At 59.2% G+C, this 20600-nt stretch carries 21 protein-coding genes; 9 read left to right on the top strand and 12 right to left on the bottom strand.

Going from position 1 to position 20600, the window contains the following annotated elements; all coding sequences use genetic code 11:
- The first annotated feature begins 33 nt into the window (after positions 1 to 33).
- Both ACR0AM_RS03285 and ACR0AM_RS03280 read left to right on the top strand, forming a co-directional pair.
- Positions 34 to 909, top strand: a complete 876-nt coding sequence (locus ACR0AM_RS03285) for a TIGR01459 family HAD-type hydrolase (RefSeq protein ID WP_267362988.1) — start codon at positions 34 to 36, stop codon at positions 907 to 909.
- Positions 910 to 1010: 101 nt separating this feature from the next.
- Positions 1011 to 1454, top strand: coding sequence for a MaoC family dehydratase (locus ACR0AM_RS03280; RefSeq protein ID WP_267362989.1), 444 nt, complete (start codon positions 1011 to 1013; stop codon positions 1452 to 1454).
- 75 nt (positions 1455 to 1529) lie between these two features.
- Here ACR0AM_RS03280 and ACR0AM_RS03275 read toward each other — a convergent pair whose 3' ends face one another.
- Entirely contained in the window at positions 1530 to 2519 is a 990-nt protein-coding gene (locus tag ACR0AM_RS03275) for a methylenetetrahydrofolate reductase (RefSeq protein WP_480553918.1), read from the bottom strand.
- Entirely contained in the window at positions 2516 to 3097 is a 582-nt protein-coding gene (locus tag ACR0AM_RS03270) for a methylenetetrahydrofolate reductase C-terminal domain-containing protein (protein ID WP_480519165.1), read from the bottom strand. Before ACR0AM_RS03270 ends, ACR0AM_RS03275 begins: the two co-directional genes overlap by 4 nt.
- A 261-nt stretch (positions 3098 to 3358) precedes the next feature.
- Between ACR0AM_RS03270 and ACR0AM_RS03265 the strand changes: the two genes are divergently transcribed.
- From ACR0AM_RS03265 to ACR0AM_RS03255, 3 genes are read left to right on the top strand one after another with little or no spacing between them, the layout of a single operon-like run.
- Positions 3359 to 4291 (top strand): bifunctional riboflavin kinase/FAD synthetase, encoded by a 933-nt coding sequence (locus tag ACR0AM_RS03265; RefSeq protein WP_480519267.1) that lies wholly within the window; start codon positions 3359 to 3361, stop codon positions 4289 to 4291.
- The gene (locus ACR0AM_RS03260) at positions 4288 to 4761 is read left to right on the top strand and encodes a YcgN family cysteine cluster protein (protein WP_480622108.1); all 474 of its coding nucleotides are present in this window, start codon (positions 4288 to 4290) and stop codon (positions 4759 to 4761) included. Before ACR0AM_RS03265 ends, ACR0AM_RS03260 begins: the two co-directional genes overlap by 4 nt.
- Positions 4761 to 5795 (top strand): threonine aldolase family protein, encoded by a 1035-nt coding sequence (locus tag ACR0AM_RS03255; RefSeq protein WP_480605204.1) that lies wholly within the window; start codon positions 4761 to 4763, stop codon positions 5793 to 5795. The genes ACR0AM_RS03260 and ACR0AM_RS03255 overlap by 1 nt, the downstream gene beginning before the upstream one ends.
- Here the strand turns inward: ACR0AM_RS03255 and ACR0AM_RS03250 are convergent.
- Both ACR0AM_RS03250 and ACR0AM_RS03245 read right to left on the bottom strand, forming a co-directional pair.
- A complete protein-coding gene (locus ACR0AM_RS03250; RefSeq protein ID WP_480622107.1) occupies positions 5782 to 6615 on the bottom strand; it encodes an alpha/beta fold hydrolase in 834 nt (277 codons plus the stop codon). The two genes, ACR0AM_RS03255 and ACR0AM_RS03250, sit on opposite strands and share 14 nt — an antisense overlap.
- Positions 6612 to 7214, bottom strand: coding sequence for a DsbA family protein (locus tag ACR0AM_RS03245; protein ID WP_480622106.1), 603 nt, complete (start codon positions 7212 to 7214; stop codon positions 6612 to 6614). The genes ACR0AM_RS03250 and ACR0AM_RS03245 overlap by 4 nt, the downstream gene beginning before the upstream one ends.
- A 107-nt stretch (positions 7215 to 7321) precedes the next feature.
- Here ACR0AM_RS03245 and ACR0AM_RS03240 point away from each other — a divergent pair, with 107 nt between their 5' ends.
- Together ACR0AM_RS03240 and rpiB are read left to right on the top strand one after the other, a co-directional pair.
- Positions 7322 to 8341 carry a ribose-phosphate pyrophosphokinase gene (locus ACR0AM_RS03240; protein ID WP_480475441.1) on the top strand — a complete coding sequence of 340 codons (1020 nt, stop codon included), beginning with the start codon at positions 7322 to 7324 and terminating at the stop codon, positions 8339 to 8341.
- Positions 8342 to 8446: 105 nt separating this feature from the next.
- Positions 8447 to 8896, top strand: a complete 450-nt coding sequence (gene rpiB, locus ACR0AM_RS03235; RefSeq protein WP_480487551.1) for a ribose 5-phosphate isomerase B — start codon at positions 8447 to 8449, stop codon at positions 8894 to 8896.
- 28 nt (positions 8897 to 8924) lie between these two features.
- On the opposite strand, the gene ACR0AM_RS03230 is transcribed toward rpiB, so the two are convergent.
- The 7 genes from ACR0AM_RS03230 to ACR0AM_RS03200 form a co-directional block, all read right to left on the bottom strand.
- Positions 8925 to 9275, bottom strand: a complete 351-nt coding sequence (locus tag ACR0AM_RS03230; protein WP_480553912.1) for an H-type lectin domain-containing protein — start codon at positions 9273 to 9275, stop codon at positions 8925 to 8927.
- A 114-nt stretch (positions 9276 to 9389) separates the two neighbouring features.
- The gene (locus tag ACR0AM_RS03225) at positions 9390 to 9800 is read right to left on the bottom strand and encodes a F0F1 ATP synthase subunit epsilon (RefSeq protein ID WP_209504801.1); all 411 of its coding nucleotides are present in this window, start codon (positions 9798 to 9800) and stop codon (positions 9390 to 9392) included.
- Between the two features lie 12 nt (positions 9801 to 9812).
- Entirely contained in the window at positions 9813 to 11237 is a 1425-nt protein-coding gene (gene atpD, locus ACR0AM_RS03220; protein WP_480475437.1) for a F0F1 ATP synthase subunit beta, read from the bottom strand.
- Between the two features lie 20 nt (positions 11238 to 11257).
- Complete coding sequence (locus ACR0AM_RS03215) at positions 11258 to 12133, bottom strand: F0F1 ATP synthase subunit gamma (RefSeq protein WP_480482282.1); 876 nt, start codon at positions 12131 to 12133, stop codon at positions 11258 to 11260.
- Between the two features lie 12 nt (positions 12134 to 12145).
- Positions 12146 to 13684, bottom strand: coding sequence for a F0F1 ATP synthase subunit alpha (gene atpA, locus ACR0AM_RS03210; protein ID WP_480475432.1), 1539 nt, complete (start codon positions 13682 to 13684; stop codon positions 12146 to 12148).
- A complete protein-coding gene (locus ACR0AM_RS03205; protein ID WP_480493594.1) occupies positions 13685 to 14245 on the bottom strand; it encodes a F0F1 ATP synthase subunit delta in 561 nt (186 codons plus the stop codon).
- Positions 14246 to 14547: 302 nt separating this feature from the next.
- Positions 14548 to 15282, bottom strand: a complete 735-nt coding sequence (locus ACR0AM_RS03200) for a class I SAM-dependent methyltransferase (protein WP_480622105.1) — start codon at positions 15280 to 15282, stop codon at positions 14548 to 14550.
- A gap of 61 nt (positions 15283 to 15343) precedes the next feature.
- Between ACR0AM_RS03200 and gloB the strand changes: the two genes are divergently transcribed.
- Together gloB and clpA are read left to right on the top strand one after the other, a co-directional pair.
- The gene (gloB, locus tag ACR0AM_RS03195; RefSeq protein WP_480605199.1) at positions 15344 to 16111 is read left to right on the top strand and encodes a hydroxyacylglutathione hydrolase; all 768 of its coding nucleotides are present in this window, start codon (positions 15344 to 15346) and stop codon (positions 16109 to 16111) included.
- Positions 16112 to 16285: 174 nt separating this feature from the next.
- Positions 16286 to 18610, top strand: a complete 2325-nt coding sequence (gene clpA, locus ACR0AM_RS03190; protein ID WP_480622104.1) for an ATP-dependent Clp protease ATP-binding subunit ClpA — start codon at positions 16286 to 16288, stop codon at positions 18608 to 18610.
- Between the two features lie 244 nt (positions 18611 to 18854).
- Here clpA and ACR0AM_RS03185 read toward each other — a convergent pair whose 3' ends face one another.
- Positions 18855 to 20597: a peptidoglycan -binding protein gene (locus ACR0AM_RS03185; protein ID WP_480622103.1), complete on the bottom strand. Its 1743-nt coding sequence runs from the start codon at positions 20595 to 20597 to the stop codon at positions 18855 to 18857.
- Positions 20598 to 20600 lie beyond the last annotated feature (3 nt).

Raw genomic sequence — 20600 nt, 5'->3', positions numbered from 1 at the left:
TAAGGCTCGTGCAGTTTCAGCTTGAGGCCACATATGACCCAGATCGTTCACGCGCTGTCCGAAATCTCCGCCCGCTACAAAGCGTTGTTTGTCGATCTTTGGGGGTGCGTTCACAACGGAATCACGGCCTATCCCGAAGCTGTCGCAGCCCTTCAAGCCTATCGCGCGGACGGGGGGCTTGTTGTGCTGGTCACGAACTCGCCCAAACCCCGTGCGGGTGTGGCCGAGCAACTAGTGCAGTTCAATGTTCCCGCAGATGCCTATGACACCATTGCCACCAGCGGCGATTCCGCACGGTCGGCGATGTTCCGTGGTGCTGTCGGGCACAAGGTTTACTTCATGGGGGAATGGCAGCGCGATGCGGGCTTTTTCGAGCCCCTGAAACTGCTGCACCACCCGATCCATATCGAACGTGTCCCGCTGAGAGAGGCCGAGGGGATCGTCTGCTGTGGTCCCTTTGATCCAATGGCTGACCCGGACGTGAACCGCCCCGATTTCCTCTATGCCAAACAGATGGGCATGAAGCTGCTGTGCGCAAACCCCGATATTGTTGTCGATCGCGGCGAGGTGCGCGAATGGTGTGCCGGCGCTTTGGCCAAGCTCTATACCGAGATGGGCGGCGAGAGCCTGTATTTCGGCAAGCCGCACCCGCCGATCTACGATCTGGCGCGCCGCAGGTTGCAGGAACTGGGCCATGATATCCCCGACAGCGACATTCTGGTGATCGGCGACGGCCCCCATACGGACATTCTGGGGGGCATGGGTGAAGGCATTGATTCCCTGTTCATTTCGGGCGGGCTGGCGGCTGCTGAGACAAAAACGTCGCACCATCCGGATCACGAATCCCTAACGGCTTATATCGAAAGGGAAAAGATCAACCCGACCTACACAATCGGTCGATTGAGATAGCAAGAAAAGACTTGATTTTCTGCAGTTGCGAAGTAATAAAGTTGCCAACCTAGGCCGGATAGTGGTTTTTTCTTTCTCGGTCGATTTCGAGTGAGGGCAACATGTTGGACAATCTTCCACGCGGAACGATCTGTATCGAAGACATCGAAATGGGAATGTCCCGCCACCTGCGCAAAGTGGTGACGGACGAAGATATCGAGATGTTTGCGCAGATCTCGACAGACCGGAACCCGGTGCATCTGGATGATGATTATGCCCGCGATACAATCTTCGAAGGGCGTATCGCGCACGGAATGCTGACAGCTGGGCTGATCTCGGCCGTTATTGGCGAACAACTGCCGGGTCATGGCACGGTCTATATGGGGCAGTCACTAAAGTTCCTGGCCCCCGTGCGCCCCGGTGACATGGTTTATGCCGAGGTCAAAGTCATCGACATCGACTTTTCCAAGCGCCGCGTCAAACTAGATTGCCATTGCTCGGTCGAGGGTAAGAAGGTTCTGATCGGCGAAGCCATGGTACTGGCCCCGTCGCGCAAGTTCGACTGACCGGCAAACACATCCATGCAAAAGGCGCCTGACCGGCGCCTTTTTTGTTGGGACACTGAGTTTTGCCTGTGCCTTTCAGGACGGGCGGGCGCGTTTTCGCCCTTTCAACGCACCGGATTCCAGAATGATCTCTGACACCACGTGTTCACGCCTGTAGGCCATCACATGAACGCCAGACACTCCCGCGATATCGCGAATCTGCTGGATCAGTTCGATACAGATCTTTTTGCCCTCGTCAGCTGGTTTTTCGGCTTTCTCCATCCGCTCGATTACCTGATCGGGGATGTGAATGCCGGGAACATTGCTGCGCATCCAGCGTGCCGCACGCGCTGACGCGATGGGGCCGACGCCCGCGATGATGAACACTTTCTTGTCCAGTCCCGCATCGCGCACACGCGCCATAAATTTCTCGAACAGCGGAATGTCGTAGATGTAATTGGTCTGAATATACTCGGCCCCGGCCTCAACCTTCTTTGCCAGACGATCAGGTCGCCAGTCATAAGGCGGTATGCAGGGGTTTTCGGCAGCACCAAGGAACAGTTGCGGCGGGCGCGTGATCTTACGACCAGAAAGGAACATTCCCTGATCGCGCATCGTGCGGATCGTCCGCAACAGGGTCAGGGAATCGAAATCGAATACCGGTTTTGCCCCCGGCTGATCCCCGACGCCGACGCCGTCGCCGGTCAGGCACAGCACGTTACTGACGCCCAACGCCGCAGCCCCCAGAACATCGCCCTGAATGGCAATCCGGTTCCGGTCGCGGCAGGAAATCTGATAGACCGGAGAATAACCCGCGCGCGTCAGCAAGGCACAAATCCCAATCGAGGACATATGGCAGTTCGCGCCCGAAGCATCGGTTGCATTGATCGCGTCAGCCACTTCGCCAAGCGGTTGGGCCGCCTGATAAACATCCTCGGGGTCGGCACTGTCGGGTGGGTTCAACTCGGCGGTGACTGCGAAACGGCCTGAACGGAGCACCTTCTCCAACCGGCTGTGCGACACATGTCCTTGGGGAACCGGAACATAGCCTATCGGCTCCACCTCGTTGCGATGGGTATCACTCATTTCTTCAGTTCCCGGTTTATCGCGTTGGGTGGTTCGGCGGCCAGTGGTGCCGCAGAAGGTTCATTCTCGCGCGCTTCGGGGAATGCCTCGGCCAGCGCCAACCGGGCAGCATCCCGGGTCTCGCGCTCGTGCGCTGCAATCTCGCGACTGACACGCAACCAGGATGACGAGCCTTTCAACGTGTGCTCCACCGGTGGCAGAACTTCTTTTATTTTGTCGGCTCCGTGCCGCATGCGGCTGGCTCCGTTCCAGGCCAGGGCCCAGACACATTTCATATCCGGCTTCACCTCGCAAAACTCGCCGGGGCGCACGCCGCCACAGGGGCCATTGCGCAATTGCTTTGGGCAGTTCATCGGGCAGGACATGCCGGTCGATGACAACACGCATTGCCCGCACATCTTGCAATCGAACAACAGGGTTTTGACGCCCTTCTCAACCAGTGCGATGGGGCGTTCGACGCGGTTATATCCGATCTTTGCAAATATCGGGTCCATCGCGACCATGCCGCGTTCGACACATTTATAGATCCACTCGAAAGTGCGGGCATGACGAATCGCGAACAGTCGCATTCGGTACATGGGTCTGCCTCCTGTGCTGGGTTCGTTCGAACCTCGCCGGGCTTTGATCCGGTGCGCCTTAATCCAGGGAACCGGATTTTCAGTCTAAACCCGGAGTTTTTTTTGAATCAAGCGGTTGGAGGCGCTTGGCCTGAAATACTTGGATTGGCCTCGTGCGGTTTCCCGGTCAACTGAAATGTTCAAAGCTCAATCACAGGATCGCATTCTTGGAATTCAAACTGCCGCTTGAACAAATTGACTCGCGCCGCTACGCAATCGTCTATGCACATCATCCGGGATATCCAGTTCGTCCAGCCAGAAGATCGCGGCGCCAGCGTGGCAATCGGGAATTTCGACGGCGTTCATTTGGGGCATCAGTCGGTCATTGAACTGGCCCGTAATGCAGCGCCGGACGCGCCGCTGGGTGTGTTAACCTTCGAGCCGCATCCGCGGGAGTATTTTGCGCCTGACGCGCCTCCGTTCCGCCTGATGCGGGGCAATGCGCGAGCGCACCGGCTGGAGAAGCTGGGCGTAGAGAAGCTGTATGAACTGCCGTTCAACGCCGCGCTGGCCGGGCTTTCGCCAATGGAGTTTGCGCGCAACGTGATCTGCGACGGGCTGGGCCTGTCGCATGTCGTGGTGGGTGCCGATTTCTGCTTTGGCAAGGGCCGCAGTGGCACGGCGCAGGATCTGGTGAAGTTCGGGCAGGACATGGGGTTCGGTGTGACGATTGCGCCTTTGATGGAACGGTCGGAAAATGTTGTATCCTCAACCGCCATTCGCACCGCGCTGAGCGACGGCCGCCCACGGGACGCAGCCGCGATGCTGGGACACTGGCACCGGATCGAAGGCGAAGTGATCGGGGGCGAACAGCGCGGGCGCGAGCTGGGCTTTCCCACCGCGAACATGTCCATCGAAGGGCTGCATCCGCCAAAATTCGGTGTCTACGCCGTACTGGTGGATGTGTTGGATGGGCCGCATAAGGGCAGCTATCACGGTGCGGCCTCGATCGGGGTGCGCCCGATGTTTAACGGCCAGGTGCCCAATATCGAAACCTTCCTGTTCGACTTTTCGGGCGATCTGTACGGGGCGACCCTGTCGGTGGGTCTGATCGACTTTCTGCGCCCCGAGATGACATTCGACGGGCTGGAGAGTCTGATCACGCAGATGGATGCCGACTGCGAACAGGCCCGCGGTATATTGACCGCCCTATGAGTGTTGATCCGATTGAACGCGCGGGCCTGCCTGCCCGGTTTTGGGAACGCAAACCCCTGCGCCAAATGAACCAGCGCGAGTGGGAGGCATTGTGTGATGGCTGCGGCAAATGCTGCCTGAACAAGCTGGAAGATGAAGACACGGGCGAGGTTGCCCTGACCTGCGTCGCCTGCCGCTTGCTGGATGATGAAAGCTGCCGCTGCGTACAATACGACATCCGGCATCAATTCGTGCCCGAATGCATCGTCATGACCCCCGGCAATATCGACGAACATGCCTATTGGTTGCCGCAAACCTGCGCGTATCGGTTGCTGTGGGAAGGCAAACCGCTTTACGACTGGCACCCGTTGATATCTGGTACAGCGGACAGTGTGCACGCTGCCGGGGTCTCGGTTCAGGGGCGCACGGTATCTGAATTCGAAACGCCCATGGAAGAATGGGAAGATTACATAATCGAGGAGCCAAGCTGATGCATTTCGCGTCTGACAATTCCGGGCCGGTTCATCCGCAGGTCATGGCCAGGCTGGCCGAGGTCAATCAGGGCTATCAGATGGCCTATGGCGCGGATACGCTGATGAACGAGGTGCGCGACCGTATCCGCAGCATATTCGAGGCTCCGGGTGCTGCGGTCTATCTGGTGGCGACCGGGACAGCAGCGAATTCGCTCGCCCTTGCAACATTGTCAAAGCCTTGGGAAACAGTCTTCTGTTCCCCAGTCGCGCATATCCACGAGGACGAATGCAACGCACCGGAGTTTTACAGCGGCGCCAAGCTGACCCTGGTACCGGGCGGAGACAAGATGACCCCTGAGGCTTTGCGCGGGTCAATTCTGGGCGAAGAAACACGCGGTGTGCATGGGCCGCAGCGCGGACCCGTGTCGATCACACAAGTGACCGAGCGCGGATCGGTCTATTCGCTGGCAGAGTTGCAGGCCCTGTGCGAGGTCGCCAAGACGTACGGCCTGCCCGTGCATCTGGACGGCGCACGCTTTACCAACGCGTTGGTTGCGCTGAACTGTTCCCCTGCGGATATGACATGGAAAGCAGGTGTAGATGCTGTCAGTTTTGGTGGCACCAAGAACGGTCTCATGGGTGTCGAGGCGGTTGTGTTCTTTGATGAAAGCAAAGCCTGGGAGTTTGAGCTGCGGCGCAAGCGCGGGGCGCATCTGTTTTCCAAACACCGCTATCTGTCCGCTCAGATGGCGGCCTATCTGGAAGACGACCTGTGGCTGAAGATGGCGCGTCAGGCCAATGACAACTGCGCCCGCTTGGCCGAGGGGTTGCGCGCCAAGGGGGCCGCATTTCTGCACGAACCGCAGGCCAATATGATCTTTGCCTCATTCCCACGCGCGAAGCACAAGCAACTGCACAAGGCAGGCGCGGTTTATCACCTTTGGGGGGCAGAGCTGGAAGGCGAGGATAACAACGAAAACCTCGCGTGCAGGCTGGTTTGCGACTGGTCCATCGGAGCGGCGGAGATCGATCAGTTTCTCAATCTGCTTTGACGCCTAACGGGGCGTTGGTCTGCCAGAACGCCCGCAGCAAAGCGCCGGTTTCACCAGGGTGTGAAATCGGCAGCATGTGCCCTGCGCCGTTTATGCGTTCATGGCGCGCATCAGGCAGGCGCCGTTGCAGCCCTGCGCAAATCGCGTGGATCACTGGCGGCGTCTCTGACCCGCTCAGCAACAGGGTCGGCATCGATGCGCGCCGGAGCCGATCCGGGTCAAGCAACCCTGCCTGATCGTCATAGAGCACAGGGTGCACAGCCGGAACCGCATCGATTCCACGCACCATATTTGCCCGCATGCGCTCGGGCAAATCAGGCCATTTGGGGCTGATCTTCGTGCTCCACGCCCTGTTGAACAGGCGCGCGGCCAATACCTTGTCACCAGACGCGAAGGCCGCACTGACTGGCTCGGAGTCCCGTTCGTGCTGTTCGAACAACAGCGGCGCATCCTGTTTCGCAACTGCAAAGAACACGGGTTCGATCAGGATCAGGCTGCGCACGCGCTCGGGATGTTCAATTGCCAACCTGAGTGCGATCATCGCCCCAAAGGAATGCCCGATCACATCCGTGGGTTTCGTCAATTCAGCCAAGGCCGGTCTTGTCACTGCGTCAAAGAAATCAACCTGCCCGTCCCAATCCGGGCTGCGCCCATGCGACAGCATATCCGGGGCAACAAATGTCGCACAGCCATTCAGCGCACTGGCCAAACCAGACCAGGCACCGGAATGCGCAATCGTGCAATGGAGGGCGAGCAGTTTCCGATCCCCCTCACCCAAGTGCCTGACGAAAACGGATTGCATCGTGGCCCTGACTGTCACCCGTTCATCTCGGCCAGATGCCGATCCAGATCGTCCAGCCTGTCCTGACCCCAGAACCGCTGGTCGTCGGGCGTGATGTAGAACGGTGCGCCGAAGACACCCCGGTCCACGGCTTCCTCGAGGTTGGCAGCGTAGGTTTCTGCCCCCACCAGCAAGCCGCTGTCTGCCAGACCGGGATCAAACCCGGCTTGCGTCAGACATTCGCGGATGACATCGTCCTGTGCGATATCCTTTTCCTCGGCCCAGCAGGCGCGAAGGAAGGAATGACACAGCTTGCCCACATCGCCCGAGCCGTCCTTGATCGCGGCAATAACCGCATAAGATGACGGGGCCATGTTGGTCGGCCAGTGCCCGGGTTTCAGATTGAACTCCATCCCCAGATTCTTGGATTGGCGCAGCAACTCCTGTGCGCGGTATTCGATACGAGAGATATGCCGGTCTTTCGGAGGGGTTCCCCCGGTGCGCGCGAACAGGGCGATAATGTCCAGCGGTTTATAGTTGATCGTGGCGCCGTGTTTTGCCGCGATTTCTTCCAGCCGCATCCCTGCCAGATAGGAATAGGGCGAGAGTGTCGCAAAAAAGTAGTCAATCTGGGTCATGTGCACTTTCTCCGCTGCGTTACCTTTGCGGGACGGTAAGGCCATGCTAAGCGGTGTCAACATCACGATTCTGTCACATTGCCATTGCTGCCCGGGGACCTCAGCCGATGCCGACACTTCACGAACCCAAGCTTATCGCTGGGAACGCCAACCTTCCGCTTGCCCAAGCCATCGCACGCCGCATGAGCCTGTACCGAGGCGTTGATCAGGGTCTGGTCGATGCGCGTGTCGAACGGTTCAACGACGGTGAGATTTTCGTCGAAGTATTCGAGAATGTGCGCGGCGAGGATATGTTCATTATCCAGCCGACCTCGAACCCGGCCAATGACAACCTGATGGAACTGCTGATCATCGCAGATGCCCTGCGCCGGTCGTCCGCGCAGCGGATCACTGCCGTGATCCCGTATTTCGGGTACGCTCGTCAGGACCGTCGCACCAAGGCCCGCACGCCCATCAGCGCCAAGCTGGTGGCCAACATGCTGACCGGGGCCGGGATCGAACGGATCCTGACAATGGACCTGCACGCGGCCCAGATTCAGGGCTTTTTCGATATGCCCGTGGACAACCTTTATGCCTCGCCCATCTTTGCGCTGGATGTGAGGCATCAGTTCAAGGGAAATCTGGATGAAATCATGGTCGTTTCACCCGACGTGGGCGGCGTGGCCCGCGCGCGTGAACTGGCCAAGCGGATCAACGCCCCTCTGTCGATCGTGGACAAGCGCCGCGAGAAAGCGGGCGAAGTGGCCGAGATGACCGTGATCGGGGATGTGAAGGACAAGATCTGCCTGATCGTGGACGACATGTGCGACACCGCCGGAACGCTGTGCAAGGCGGCGCAGGTGCTGCTGGATAACGGTGCGAAAGAGGTTCATTCCTACATCACGCATGGCGTCATGAGCGGCCCTGCGGTGGAACGGGTGACAAATTCGGTGATGAAGTCGCTGGTGCTGACCGATACGATCCAACCGACCAAAGAGATTTTGGGCGCCAAGAACATCCGCATTGTTCCGACCGCGCCTATCTTTACGCAGGCGATCCTGAACATCTGGAACGGAACCAGCGTGTCATCCCTGTTCGAAGACAAGACGCTGACACCGATCTACGAATCCATGTACCAGATGGATTGAGTTTGGACGGGGCGACAGGATGTGTCGTCCCTTTCTTTTTGAACCACCGATTGCGCACAAGTCTGCCTCATGCGCGCGATCAACGACACAAGCGGACCGATCTCCATGACTGGCAACAAACGCATTGTTCTTTCCAGCGACCACGCGGCAATCGAGCTGCGTCAGGCCGTGGCCAACCACATCGCGCAGCAAGGATGGGACGTGGTCGATATCGGCCCGACGACCCCGGAAAGCACCCATTACCCCAAACACGGCAAGGCCGCGGCACTGGCCGTAGCCTCGGGTGATTGCGGATTGGGGATAATCCTCTGCGGCACGGGTCAGGGCATCATGATGGCCGCAAACAAGGTGCCCGGCATTCGCTGCGGCGTCTGTTCGGACGCGTTTTCCGCCCGGATGATCCGCCAGCATAACAATGCCAATATGCTGTCGATTGGCGCGCGTGTTGTCGGCGAAGGACAGGCGCTGGATATTGTGGATGCGTTTCTGGGTGCCGAATTTGAAGGCGGCCGCCACGCCACACGGGTCGACATGATCGAAGCGCAGGACGACTGAGCTCCGCGCCTGTCCTGCAAGCCCAGGATCAGGAAATGTCCCAGTCGTCCGGGTGTGCCACCTCTCCAAACGCGGTCCAGCTGATCCGGATGCGGGCAATCCGCGTGTCGGACCAAGTCCGAAACACCGCTTCAAACCCTTCTGTGGTGACATTTTCTGCCTGAACCTCGGCGCGCAGGGCTGATGATGTGTCGACATCCCAAAGGGAAATCCCGATCTGAACCATGGGCGGGCTAAGAAACGTGTCCTTGAATTGGATGGGTTTCCGACGTTCGCGGGGGCCTTCGCCAGTCCACATGTCCCCGCCTTCGGCAAATTCCGAAAACAGAACACTTTCACCTTGATCGATGCCAATGGGATGGGTCAGAAATTTTTTCATGTTTTCATCATTATACTTGAATTTCCGCAACTTATCCCTGCTTTTTGGCAAAAGCACGACAAAAAAACGGCCCCGCAATCGCGAGGCCGTTCCAATTTTTCACTGTTAAGCCAATTACAGGCTCATATGCGTCCCAAGCGCTTCCATGTCGGCCAGCAGCTTGGCGGCTTCGTCGACGATCGACATATCGTCGCCGCCCTTTGCCGCTTCGTGCGAGGCGCGTGCCTCGGCAATCAGCTCGTCCATATGCGAACGGGTGATTTCCGAAACCGGAACCGCCTTTTCGGCCAGAACCGACAGGCTGTCGCCGTTGATCTGGGCAAACCCGCCGGTGACCAGGTATTCGCTGGACCCTTCGGGTGCCTCAACCTTCAGCAGACCGGGGCGCAGCGTTGTGATGGTGGGGGCGTGATCGGGCATCGCCGTCATGTCCCCGTCTGCGCCGGGAATCTGGACCGCGGTGACCTCGAGCGAAGCTAAGCTCCGCTCGGGGCTGACGAGGTCGAAATGCATCGTGTTTGCCATCAGGGATACTCCTTAGGCGGCTGCTGCTGCCATTTTTTCGGCTTTGGCGATCACTTCGTCGATGCCGCCAACCATCAGGAAGGCTGCTTCGGGCAGGTGATCGTATTCGCCAGCCACAACGGCCTTGAACGACGAGATGGTGACATCCAGAGGAACCTGAACCCCCGGCGAGCCGGTGAAGACCTCGGCCACGTCGAACGGCTGTGACAGGAAGCGTTCGATCTTACGGGCACGGGCCACGGTCAGCTTGTCCTCTTCCGACAGTTCGTCCATGCCGAGAATGGCGATGATGTCCTGCAGCGACTTGTAGCGCTGGAGAATTTGCTGAACGTCGGTCGCAACCTTGTAGTGCTCTTCCCCGACGATGGCCGGGTCGAGCAAGCGCGAGGTCGAGTCGAGCGGGTCAACCGCAGGGTAGATACCCTTTTCCGAGATCGCACGGTTGAGAACGGTGGTCGCGTCGAGGTGCGCAAACGAAGTTGCCGGCGCGGGGTCGGTCAAGTCGTCCGCAGGCACGTAGATCGCCTGCACCGAAGTGATCGATCCGGCCTTTGTCGAGGTGATGCGTTCCTGCAGGGCGCCCATGTCGGTGGCCAGTGTCGGCTGGTAGCCCACAGCGGACGGGATACGACCCAGCAGAGCCGACACCTCGGAACCCGCCTGCGTGAAGCGGAAGATGTTGTCGACGAAGAACAGAACGTCGGTACCAGACTGGTCGCGGAACTGCTCGGCCAGGGTCAGACCGGTCAGAGCAACACGCGCACGCGCACCCGGAGGCTCGTTCATCTGACCGTAAACCAGGGCCACCTGGCTTTCCGACAGGTTGTCCGGCTTGATCACGTTCGATTCGATCATCTCGTGGTACAGGTCGTTGCCTTCACGGGTCCGTTCACCAACACCCGCAAACACCGAGAAGCCCGAGTGCACTTTTGCGATGTTGTTGATCAGTTCCATGATCAGAACAGTTTTACCAACGCCGGCGCCGCCAAACAGGCCAATCTTACCGCCTTTGGCGTAAGGGGCCAGCAGGTCAACCACCTTGATGCCGGTGACCAGAACTTCCGACTCGGTCGACTGTTCGGCAAAGGTCGGTGCGGGCTGGTGGATCGCGCGAACTTCGGTCGCCTCTACCGGACCTTTTTCGTCGATCGGCTCGCCGACGACGTTCAGGATGCGGCCCAGGGTGGCATTGCCAACCGGAACCGAGATCGGTGAACCGGTGTCGGTGACCACTTCGCCACGGACCAGACCTTCGGTCGCGTCCATCGCGATGGTGCGGACAGTGTTTTCACCCAGGTGCTGAGCAACTTCCAACACCAGGCGCTTGCCATTGTTGGTGGTTTCCAGCGCGTTCAGAATTTCAGGCAGCTGATCTTCGAAGTGCACGTCGACGACGGCCCCGATGATCTGTGTGACTTTGCCTTTTGCATTCGCCATGTTTCGTCTCCGGTTTGTCTCTACAGCGCCTCGGCGCCGGAAATAATTTCAATCAGCTCGTTGGTGATCACGGCCTGACGCGAGCGGTTGAACTGGATCGTCAGCTTGTCGATCATCTCACCCGCGTTGCGCGTCGCATTGTCCATTGCGGACATCCGCGCGCCCTGTTCAGACGCTCCGTTTTCGAGCAGAGCCGAGAAGATCGCGGTCGCAACCCCCTTGGGCAGCAAGTCGGCCAGAATGGCCTCTTCGCTGGGCTCGTAGTCGAAGATGGCACCGCTGTCGTCACCTTCCGATTCCTCGAACGAGGCGGGGATGACCTGCTGTGCCGTCGGGATCTGGGTCACAACGTTGACGAACTTCGAATAGAAGATCGTGGCAACGTCGAACTCGCCCCCGTCGAAGCGGGACAGGATGTCCTTTGCGATGTCCTGCGCGTTGGAATAACCCAGACGCTTGACCTCGCTCAGGTCCACATGCCCAACGAACAGATCGCCAAAATCACGCTTGAGCGCGTCACGGCCTTTCTTGCCGACGGTCAGGATCTTGACCGTCTTGCCCTTGCCGCGCAGCTCTTCCGCCTTCTGGCGGGCCAGCTTGGCGATGTTCGAGTTGAAGCCGCCACACAGGCCGCGTTCAGCTGTCAGCACAACCAGCAGATGGACATCATCACTGCCCGTACCACGGAGCAGCTTGGGGGCGCTGTCGCTGCCCCCAACCGACGCCGCCAGCCCCGCCATCACGGCATTGAACCGCTCGGCATAAGGGCGCGAGGCTTCGGCAGATTCCTGGGCGCGGCGCAGTTTTGCGGCCGCGACCATCTGCATGGCCTTGGTGATCTTGCGGGTCGATTTGACCGACTCGATCCTGTTTTTAAGGTCCTTCAGACTAGGCATCGGAACCTCCTATCAAGCGAAGGTCGCGGCGTATTCGTCGATCGCTGCTTTGAGTTTGTCGGACGCTTCACCTTTGATCTTTGGATCTTCGTCGGTGATCCACTTCAGCAGGTCAGCGTGCTTGCCGCGCAGATGCGCCAGCAGACCGGCCTCGTAGCGGCCAACGTCAGATACATCGATCTTGTCGAGATAGCCGTTGGTGCCAGCGAAGATGACGCAGACGATTTCCGCGTTGGTCAGCGGCGAGTACTGCGGCTGCTTCATCAGCTCGGTCAGGCGCGCACCACGGTTCAGAAGCTGCTGGGTTGCGGCGTCGAGGTCGGAACCAAACTGCGCAAAGGCCGCCATTTCGCGATACTGAGCCAGTTCCAGCTTGACCGGACCGGCAACCGATTTCATCGCGTCGGTCTGAGCCGACGAGCCCACACGCGAAACCGACAGACCGGTGTTCACAGCAGGACGGATGCCCTGATAGAACAGTTCGGTTTCCAGGAAGATCTGACCGTCGGTGATCGAGATCACGTTGGTCGGAATAAAGGCCGAAACGTCACCACCCTGTGTCTCGATAACCGGCAGAGCCGTCAGCGAACCAGCACCGAAGTCTTCGTTCAGCTTTGCCGAACGTTCCAGCAGGCGGGAGTGGAGGTAGAAAACGTCACCCGGATAGGCTTCGCGGCCCGGCGGGCGACGCAGCAACAGCGACATCTGACGATAGGACACGGCCTGTTTCGACAGGTCATCATAGATGATCAGCGCGTGACGGCCATTGTCACGGAAATATTCTGCCATCGCGGTTGCGGCATAGGGTGCCAGGAACTGCATCGGTGCCGGGTCGGACGCGGTTGCGGCGACAACGATCGAATATTCAATCGCACCGGATTCTTCCAGTTTCTTCACCAGCTGGGCAACGGTCGAACGCTTCTGACCGATCGCAACGTAAACGCAGTACAGTTTCTTCGACTCGTCGTCGCCCGCTGCTTCGTTATAGACTTTCTGGTTCAGGATGGTGTCCAGAGCCACGGCGGTTTTACCGGTCTGGCGGTCACCAATGATCAGCTCGCGCTGGCCACGGCCAATCGGGATCATCGCGTCAACCGATTTCAGGCCGGTTGCCATCGGTTCGTGCACCGATTTACGCGGAATGATACCGGGTGCTTTGACGTCTGCAACGCCGCGCTTGGTGGCATTGATCGGACCTTTGCCGTCCAGCGGGTTGCCCAGACCGTCAACAACACGGCCCAGCAGCTCGTCACCGATTGGAACGTCCACGATCGAGTTGGTGCGCTTGACGGTGTCACCTTCTTTGATGTCACGGTCAGAACCGAAGATAACGACACCGACGTTGTCGCTTTCCAAGTTCAGCGCCATCCCCATGATGCCGCCGGGGAATTCGACCATCTCACCGGCTTGAACGTTGTCCAGGCCATATACACGGGCAATCCCGTCACCGACGCTCAACACGCGACCGATCTCGGCCACTTCGGCTTCCTGACCAAAATTCTTGATCTGGTCCTTCAGGATTGCAGAAATCTCTGCAGCTTGGATTCCCATTTATCCGACCTCTTTCATTGCATTCTGTAGGGAGTTCAGCTTCGAACGGATCGAACTGTCGATCATTTTCGAGCCCACTTTGACGACAAGACCGCCGATGAGGCTTTCATCAACGGTCGCATTGATAGTTACGGTCTTGCCCACACGCTCGGACAGCGTCTTGGACAGTTTTTCCAGTTGTGTCTTGGTCAGCGCCTTGGCCGAGGCGACATCGGCGGTCACTTCGCCACGCTCATCAGCCAGCATGTCACGCAGCACCTGCACCAGTTGCGGCACAACAAACAGGCGGCGTTTCTGCGCCATCAGACCCAGCGTATTGCGCAGGATGGCGTTCAGGCCCATCTTGTCAGCAATTGCGGTGATCGCAGCTTCCTGCTGAGTACGCGAAACCAGCGGCGATGCGATTAGGTCGCGCAGGTCGGCACTGTCGCCCAGTGCTGCTGCCAGATCATTGATGCCGGATTCCAGACCCGCAAGGTCATTATTCTCTTTTGCGATCTCGAAGATCGCGGTGGCATAGCGCTCGGCGATGCCTGTGGAAATCGAAGCTGGTTCGGACACGTCCACCCTTCCGATATTTGAGGCCCCGATTTTGGGTAGCGGCCGCTACCTTGGGGCGTGAGGAAACCCCGGCCAGACGGTCGGGGATCAAAATCACCGGGGATGTAGCAGAGGTGAACCAACCAAGCAATACGCTATAGCGGTAACAGATTTATCCACAAAATGTTAATTTTCATACACTTACACCAAGTGCGACCGTTTGGACCGGTCGCGGCAGTTGAAAAATGTTACGAATATGCAGGTTTTTGCGATTCCTGTGACTTTTTTCCCGCGAATTTGTCACTTTGGGATGCACACGGTTGTCACGCAGGCTTTAGCAGACCATCAAGCGCCTTGATAGGCTTCCTGATGGCATCTTTGGTGACATTGCCCCGGGGCGGATGAATGTTCTTTGTGACCTCGACCATCAACACCCCGCCCGCCATGACAGTTGGAATGCGCTGGCCAGTTTTTTCGATCAGACTGCCCGACTTCAACCAGAACCGCCGGAAGGACGGCGGCATGTAAAGAGCCGAGCAATGCGCCTCGGGCAGGAAGTAGTGCGACCTGAGCTGATTTTCCAGCTGAGTGGCGGAATAGGGACGGCCAAAGCCAAATGGCGTTTTGTCCGTACGTGACCACAGACCCGCCCGGTTCGGAACAATGAACACGGCCCTGCCACCGGGGCCCAGAACGCGCCAGCATTCCTCGAGCAGCTGGTTTGGCCGCTCGGACGTCTCCAGCCCGTGCATCACCACAAGCTTGTCCACGTGACCGGTTTCAATGGGCCACCGGGTCTCTTCCGTCAGGACCGAGACATTGGGCATCCCCGCGGGCCAGGGCATCACACCTTGCGGGCCGGGCATCAGCCCGATGACCCGGCGCGCATCGGCCAGATAAGGGCGCAACAGCGGCACGGCAAAGCCAAAACCGGCAACTGTCTGACCTTTGGCTTCGGGCCAGAGCTCGGTCAGCCGCCCGCGAATAGCCGCCTGTGCCGCGCGCCCAAGGGTGCTGCGGTAGTAGAAGTTCCTCAGATCCTGCACATCAAGATGCATTGCGGACATCCGGTCAATCGGCTTAGCTGGGCGCAGTCTAGCAATGAAAGGGCAAAAGGCCATGCCTCTTGAAATCGTTACAATCCCGTGCCTCAGCGACAATTACGCCTTTCTGGCCCATGACAGCGGCAATGGCCAGACTGCGCTGATCGATGCCCCAGAAGCCACGCCGATTCTTGCGGCGCTGGAAGATCGGGGATGGGCGTTGTCACATGTGCTGCTGACCCATCATCACTGGGATCACGTTGAAGGGCTAGCCGAAATTCTGGCCAAACACCCTACAATGGTCATCGGTGCGGCCGCCGACGCGCACCGCCTGCCCCCGCTGGACCAGCAGGTTGCCGAAGGCGACAGCTTTGAGGTCGGTGGCGAACCAGTCGAGGTGATGGACGTTTCGGGGCACACGGTTGGTCATATCGCGTTTTATCTTCCGCAAAGCGCGGTCGTCTTTACCGCTGACAGCCTGATGGCCCTCGGATGTGGACGTCTGTTCGAAGGCAGCCCGGCGCAGATGTGGGCGTCGCTGAGCAAGCTGGCCGCTTTGCCGGACGACACTCTGGTCTGTTCGGGGCATGAATATACACAATCCAACGCAAAATTCGCCATTACCGTCGATCCCGAGAACGCTGCGTTGAAACAGCGAATTGCCGATATCGACCGCGCCCGCGCCGCTGGCGAAGCCACTGTTCCGTCGATTTTGGCGCTTGAAAAAGCCACCAACCCGTTCCTGAGGGCCACTGATCCGGCGATTCAGGCCCATCTTGGTATGGCAAACGCCGATCCTGCGGCGGTTTTCGCCGAAATCCGGGGTAGAAAAGACAGGTTCTGATGCTTATTTGCCCCTCTTCACGGCCACGGTCACAACAAATGTGACTGTCAAGTGAAAGAAAACCCTTGAAGCCGGGCCACGATCAACCAAACTCTAATAGTATGAGGACATGGTTGGGATGGGGTTCCGGCCGAAAGCCCGCCCCCTTCTGACCCAAGACAGAGGAGCACCCGCGTGCCTTCATTCTCGAGCACACTGGAACAAGCCATCCACGCGGCCCTTGCGGCTGCGAATGAACGGCGACACGAATTTGCAACGCTGGAGCATTTGCTGCTGGCGCTTCTGGAAGAACCCGATGCGGTGCGCGTCATGAAAGCGTGCAGCGTCGATCTGGACGAGTTGCGCAGCACTCTGGTTGAGTTCATAGACGAAGATCTTTCAAATCTGGTCACGGATATCGACGGGTCCGAAGCCGTACCGACGGCAGCGTTCCAGCGCGTCATTCAGCGCGCCGCAATCCATGTGCAAAGCTCGGGCAGGACCGAAGTGACCGGTGCCAATGTACTGGTCGCCATATTTGCCGAGCGCGAAAGCAATGCCGCCTATTTCCTTCAGGAACAGGACATGACCCGGTACGACGCGGTCAATTTCATCGCCCATGGCGTGGCCAAAGACCCCGCTTATGGTGAAAGCCGGTCGGTGTCCGGTGCGGATCAGGTAGAAGAAGAAGCTCAGACAGGATCCGGCGACACGGAACAAAAAGAAAGTGCGCTTGGGAAATACTGCATTGACCTGAACGCGAAATCGCGCGCGGGTGATGTCGATCCGCTGATCGGGCGCGCGGATGAGGTGGAACGCTGTATCCAGGTGCTGTGCCGCCGCCGCAAGAACAACCCGCTGCTGGTGGGCGATCCGGGCGTAGGCAAAACCGCCATTGCCGAAGGTCTGGCGCACAAGATCGTCGCCGGAGAAGCCCCAGATGTCTTGGCACACACTACCATCTATTCGCTGGATATGGGCGCACTGCTGGCTGGGACCCGTTATCGCGGCGATTTCGAAGAGCGCCTGAAGGCGGTTGTAACCGAGCTGGAAGAGCACCCCGACGCGGTGCTGTTCATCGACGAAATCCATACCGTGATCGGTGCCGGTGCAACCTCGGGCGGGGCGATGGATGCCTCGAACCTGCTGAAGCCTGCGTTGCAGGGCGGCAAGCTGCGCACCATGGGCTCGACCACCTACAAAGAGTTCCGACAGCATTTCGAGAAGGACCGCGCTCTGTCGCGCCGGTTCCAGAAGATCGATGTGAACGAACCTTCGGTTGAAGACAGCGTCAAGATCCTGCGCGGTCTGAAACCCTATTTCGAGAAACATCACGACATCAAATACACCGCTGATGCGATCAGAACCGCAGTCGAGCTGTCGGCACGTTACATCAACGACCGCAAGCTGCCCGACAAGGCCATCGACGTGATTGATGAGGCTGGCGCGGCGCAGCATCTGGTGGCGGAAAGCAAACGGCGCAAGACCATCGGGGTCAAAGAGATTGAGGCCGTGGTTGCCAAGATCGCCCGCATCCCGCCCAAGAACGTCACCAAGGACGATGCCGAGGTGCTGAAAGATCTCGAAGCCTCGCTGAAACGGGTGGTCTTTGGGCAGAATCTGGCGATCGAGGCGCTGGCCAGCGCAATCAAACTGGCGCGCGCCGGCCTGCGGGAGCCTGAAAAGCCCATCGGCAACTATCTGTTTGCCGGTCCGACCGGTGTGGGCAAGACCGAGGTGGCGAAACAGCTGGCGGATACGCTGGGCGTTGAACTGCTGCGTTTCGACATGTCGGAATACATGGAGAAACACGCGGTCAGCCGTCTGATCGGCGCACCTCCGGGCTATGTCGGGTTCGATCAGGGGGGTCTGCTGACCGACGGTGTCGACCAGCATCCGCATTGTGTGTTGCTGCTGGACGAGATTGAAAAGGCGCACCCGGACGTGTTCAACATCCTGTTGCAGGTGATGGACCATGGCGAGCTGACTGACCATAACGGTCGTACAGTGAACTTCCGCAACGTGGTGCTGATCATGACCTCGAACGCGGGGGCGCAAGAGCAGGCCAAGGCCGCGATCGGGTTCGGTCGTGACCGTCGAGAGGGCGAAGACACTGCCGCGATTGAACGCATGTTCACGCCGGAATTCCGCAACCGTCTGGATGCCGTGATCTCGTTCGCGCCGCTGCCGAAAGAGGTCATTTTGCAGGTGGTCGAGAAATTCGTCCTGCAACTGGAAGCCCAACTGCTGGATCGTGGTGTGACCATTGATCTGACACCCAAAGCCGCCGAATGGCTGGCGGATAAAGGGTATGACGACAAGATGGGTGCGCGCCCGCTGGGCCGTGTCATTCAGGAATACATCAAGAAACCGCTGGCCGAAGAGTTGCTGTTTGGCAAGCTGGCAAAAGGCGGTGTGGTCCGTGTCTCGGTCAAGAAGGGTGATCTGGATCTTGATATCCTTGGCCCGGATCAACCGCGCATTTCGGGTGACAAGCCTCCGCTTCTGACGGCAGACTGATCGCCCACCGCATCAAACAGAAAACCCGCCTACCAAGGCGGGTTTTCTTCGTTTCGCCCAACACAGACAAGGACTCATCCACTCGACCGGAGTCGCGTTAGCGTCTCGGTTATACTGCGTGTGAAACGCCTGTCTGACATGCGCCGCCTTGATTCTCCAACGGCTCTGGTCACTGTGGCCGGTATCGCCAATAACCGGTTGCGGGGCGGCGGCTTGTTTTCGTGGCTGCTGAGGGCCAGAGGCTTTACCTTTCGGTCAGCTTCAACTCGATCCGGCGGTTTTGCGCGTGTGCCTCCGGCGTATCAGCGGGGTTGACGGGCTGGAATTCGCCAAACCCGTTGGCTGCAAGGCGGTTGGGCGGAATGCCCAGCGCGTCAACCATATAGCGCACAACCGACAACGCGCGACCCTGGCTGAGCTCCCAGTTGTCGCGATACCGGCCCGACCCCGCCAGAGGAACGTTGTCGGTGTGGCCGTCGACCCGGATCACCCAGTTCAGACCGGGCGGGATTTCAGCAGCGACACTGCGCAGGATGCTGGCCACCTTGGCGACCTCCTGCTGCCCTTCTTCGGACAGCACGGCGGACCCGGTCGGGAACAGAACCTCGGACGAGAACACGAACCGGTCGCCTTCGATGCGCACCCCTTCCTGACCGCCAAGGACATCCCGCAAACGACCAAAAAATTCCGAGCGATAGCGTTGCAGATCCTCGGCCTGTGCCGCCAATTCCTGATTCTGCCCGGCCAGTGCCTCGGCCTCGGCCTCAAGACGCAGGCGTTCCGCTTCTTCCAGTAGACGTCGCCTGCGTTCTTCGGATGCGGCACGGGCCAGCGCTGCGTTCAGGTCCTGCCCTAATGTCTGAATCTGCACCTCGGCGGCGGCGTTGCGTTCTTCGAAATCGTCTAGCAGCGACTGCAAGGAGCCCAGTTGCCCGCGCAAGGCGGCGATCTGCTGGTTCAGCAGTGCGGCTTCTCGCTGCGCTTCGACAGAGATTTCTTTTTCTTCCGAAAGCGTCGCATTGGCGAGGTCCAACAAGGCCTGCCGCTGCTCGGCCAGAGAACGTTGTGCATCAGCATCCGCCTGCGCTTGCGTCTGCGCCTGCAAAGCGGCTTCAAGCTGGGCCCGCAGTTCATCCGGGTTCACGTCACCAAACTGACGCTCCAACGCGGCACGCGCCGCCTGTGCTGCCGCCAGCAGGGTGAGTGTGTCTTCGGCCTCTTTGCGTTGCGCTTCCAGCGCAAGTGTCATGGCCGTCAGCTCGGCATCGGCATCCTGAAGGCGGTTACGCAATGCCTCGGCGGCGGCAGCTTCGGCCAGACGGGCGGCCTCTTCATCGCTGAGCTGCTGTTCAAGGGAGGTGATCTGGGCGTCCCGGTCGGCGCTGCCTTGCTCCAGATCCGCCACCAGCGCTTCCAGTGCTTCACGACGGGCAGCGGCCAAACGGGCGGCTTCGGTCTGCGCGTCGATTTCCTCGCGGCTTTGGGCAAGCGCCAGGTTCAGCGCCTCTTGCTCGGTCAACAGTTGCGCGCGCTGCGTTTCAAGCGCTGCAATATCGCCCAGTGCCCGTTCCTGTTCGGCCAGCAGGGCGGCAACTTGCGCTTCGAAGTTGGTGATCCGGGTCTGTGCCTGATCCAATGCGGCAGCCTGACGGTCGCGATCGGTGGTCAGTGACGCGATCAGTGACTGGGCCTGCGCCAGATCGTCTTCAGCCTGCGACAGGGTGGTGTTCAACGCCCCAAGCCGCGCCTGCAAGCGGCTGTTTTCGCGTTCTTCCAGCCCCAGCGCACCCGCCAGCGCCGCGATTTCGTCGGCCAATGTGGTCAGTTCGTCTTCCTGACCCGAGATGGTTTCGCGCAGCACAAACTGGATCACCATGAAGATGGTCAGCACAAAGGTCAGCACCATCAACAGCCCCGTCATCGCGTCGACGAAACCGGGCCAGACCGAGCCCTGGAACCGTTGACCGGTGCGGCGGGACAGCGCCATGGG

The sequence above is a fragment of the Ruegeria sp. AD9 genome, from assembly GCF_056542305.1.
The sequence above is the reverse complement of the archived record's forward strand: the minus strand, read 5'-3'. Positions and strand labels throughout refer to the sequence as shown.

Bases quoted from the DNA above. Each gene is read 5' to 3' on its own strand.
- ACR0AM_RS03285 (WP_267362988.1), top strand. From the start codon at position 34: ATGACCCAGATCGTTCACGCGCTGTCCGAAATCTCCGCCCGCTACAAA.
- ACR0AM_RS03280 (WP_267362989.1), top strand. From the start codon at position 1,011: ATGTTGGACAATCTTCCACGCGGAACGATCTGTATCGAAGACATCGAA.
- ACR0AM_RS03275 (WP_480553918.1), bottom strand. From the start codon at position 2,519: ATGAGTGATACCCATCGCAACGAGGTGGAGCCGATAGGCTATGTTCCG.
- ACR0AM_RS03270 (WP_480519165.1), bottom strand. From the start codon at position 3,097: ATGTACCGAATGCGACTGTTCGCGATTCGTCATGCCCGCACTTTCGAG.
- ACR0AM_RS03265 (WP_480519267.1), top strand. From the start codon at position 3,359: ATGCACATCATCCGGGATATCCAGTTCGTCCAGCCAGAAGATCGCGGC.
- ACR0AM_RS03260 (WP_480622108.1), top strand. From the start codon at position 4,288: ATGAGTGTTGATCCGATTGAACGCGCGGGCCTGCCTGCCCGGTTTTGG.
- ACR0AM_RS03255 (WP_480605204.1), top strand. From the start codon at position 4,761: ATGCATTTCGCGTCTGACAATTCCGGGCCGGTTCATCCGCAGGTCATG.
- ACR0AM_RS03245 (WP_480622106.1), bottom strand. From the start codon at position 7,214: ATGACCCAGATTGACTACTTTTTTGCGACACTCTCGCCCTATTCCTAT.
- ACR0AM_RS03240 (WP_480475441.1), top strand. From the start codon at position 7,322: ATGCCGACACTTCACGAACCCAAGCTTATCGCTGGGAACGCCAACCTT.
- rpiB (WP_480487551.1), top strand. From the start codon at position 8,447: ATGACTGGCAACAAACGCATTGTTCTTTCCAGCGACCACGCGGCAATC.
- ACR0AM_RS03230 (WP_480553912.1), bottom strand. From the start codon at position 9,275: ATGAAAAAATTTCTGACCCATCCCATTGGCATCGATCAAGGTGAAAGT.
- ACR0AM_RS03225 (WP_209504801.1), bottom strand. From the start codon at position 9,800: ATGGCAAACACGATGCATTTCGACCTCGTCAGCCCCGAGCGGAGCTTA.
- atpD (WP_480475437.1), bottom strand. From the start codon at position 11,237: ATGGCGAATGCAAAAGGCAAAGTCACACAGATCATCGGGGCCGTCGTC.
- ACR0AM_RS03215 (WP_480482282.1), bottom strand. From the start codon at position 12,133: ATGCCTAGTCTGAAGGACCTTAAAAACAGGATCGAGTCGGTCAAATCG.
- atpA (WP_480475432.1), bottom strand. From the start codon at position 13,684: ATGGGAATCCAAGCTGCAGAGATTTCTGCAATCCTGAAGGACCAGATC.
- ACR0AM_RS03200 (WP_480622105.1), bottom strand. From the start codon at position 15,282: ATGCATCTTGATGTGCAGGATCTGAGGAACTTCTACTACCGCAGCACC.
- gloB (WP_480605199.1), top strand. From the start codon at position 15,344: ATGCCTCTTGAAATCGTTACAATCCCGTGCCTCAGCGACAATTACGCC.
- ACR0AM_RS03185 (WP_480622103.1), bottom strand. From the start codon at position 20,597: ATGGCGCTGTCCCGCCGCACCGGTCAACGGTTCCAGGGCTCGGTCTGG.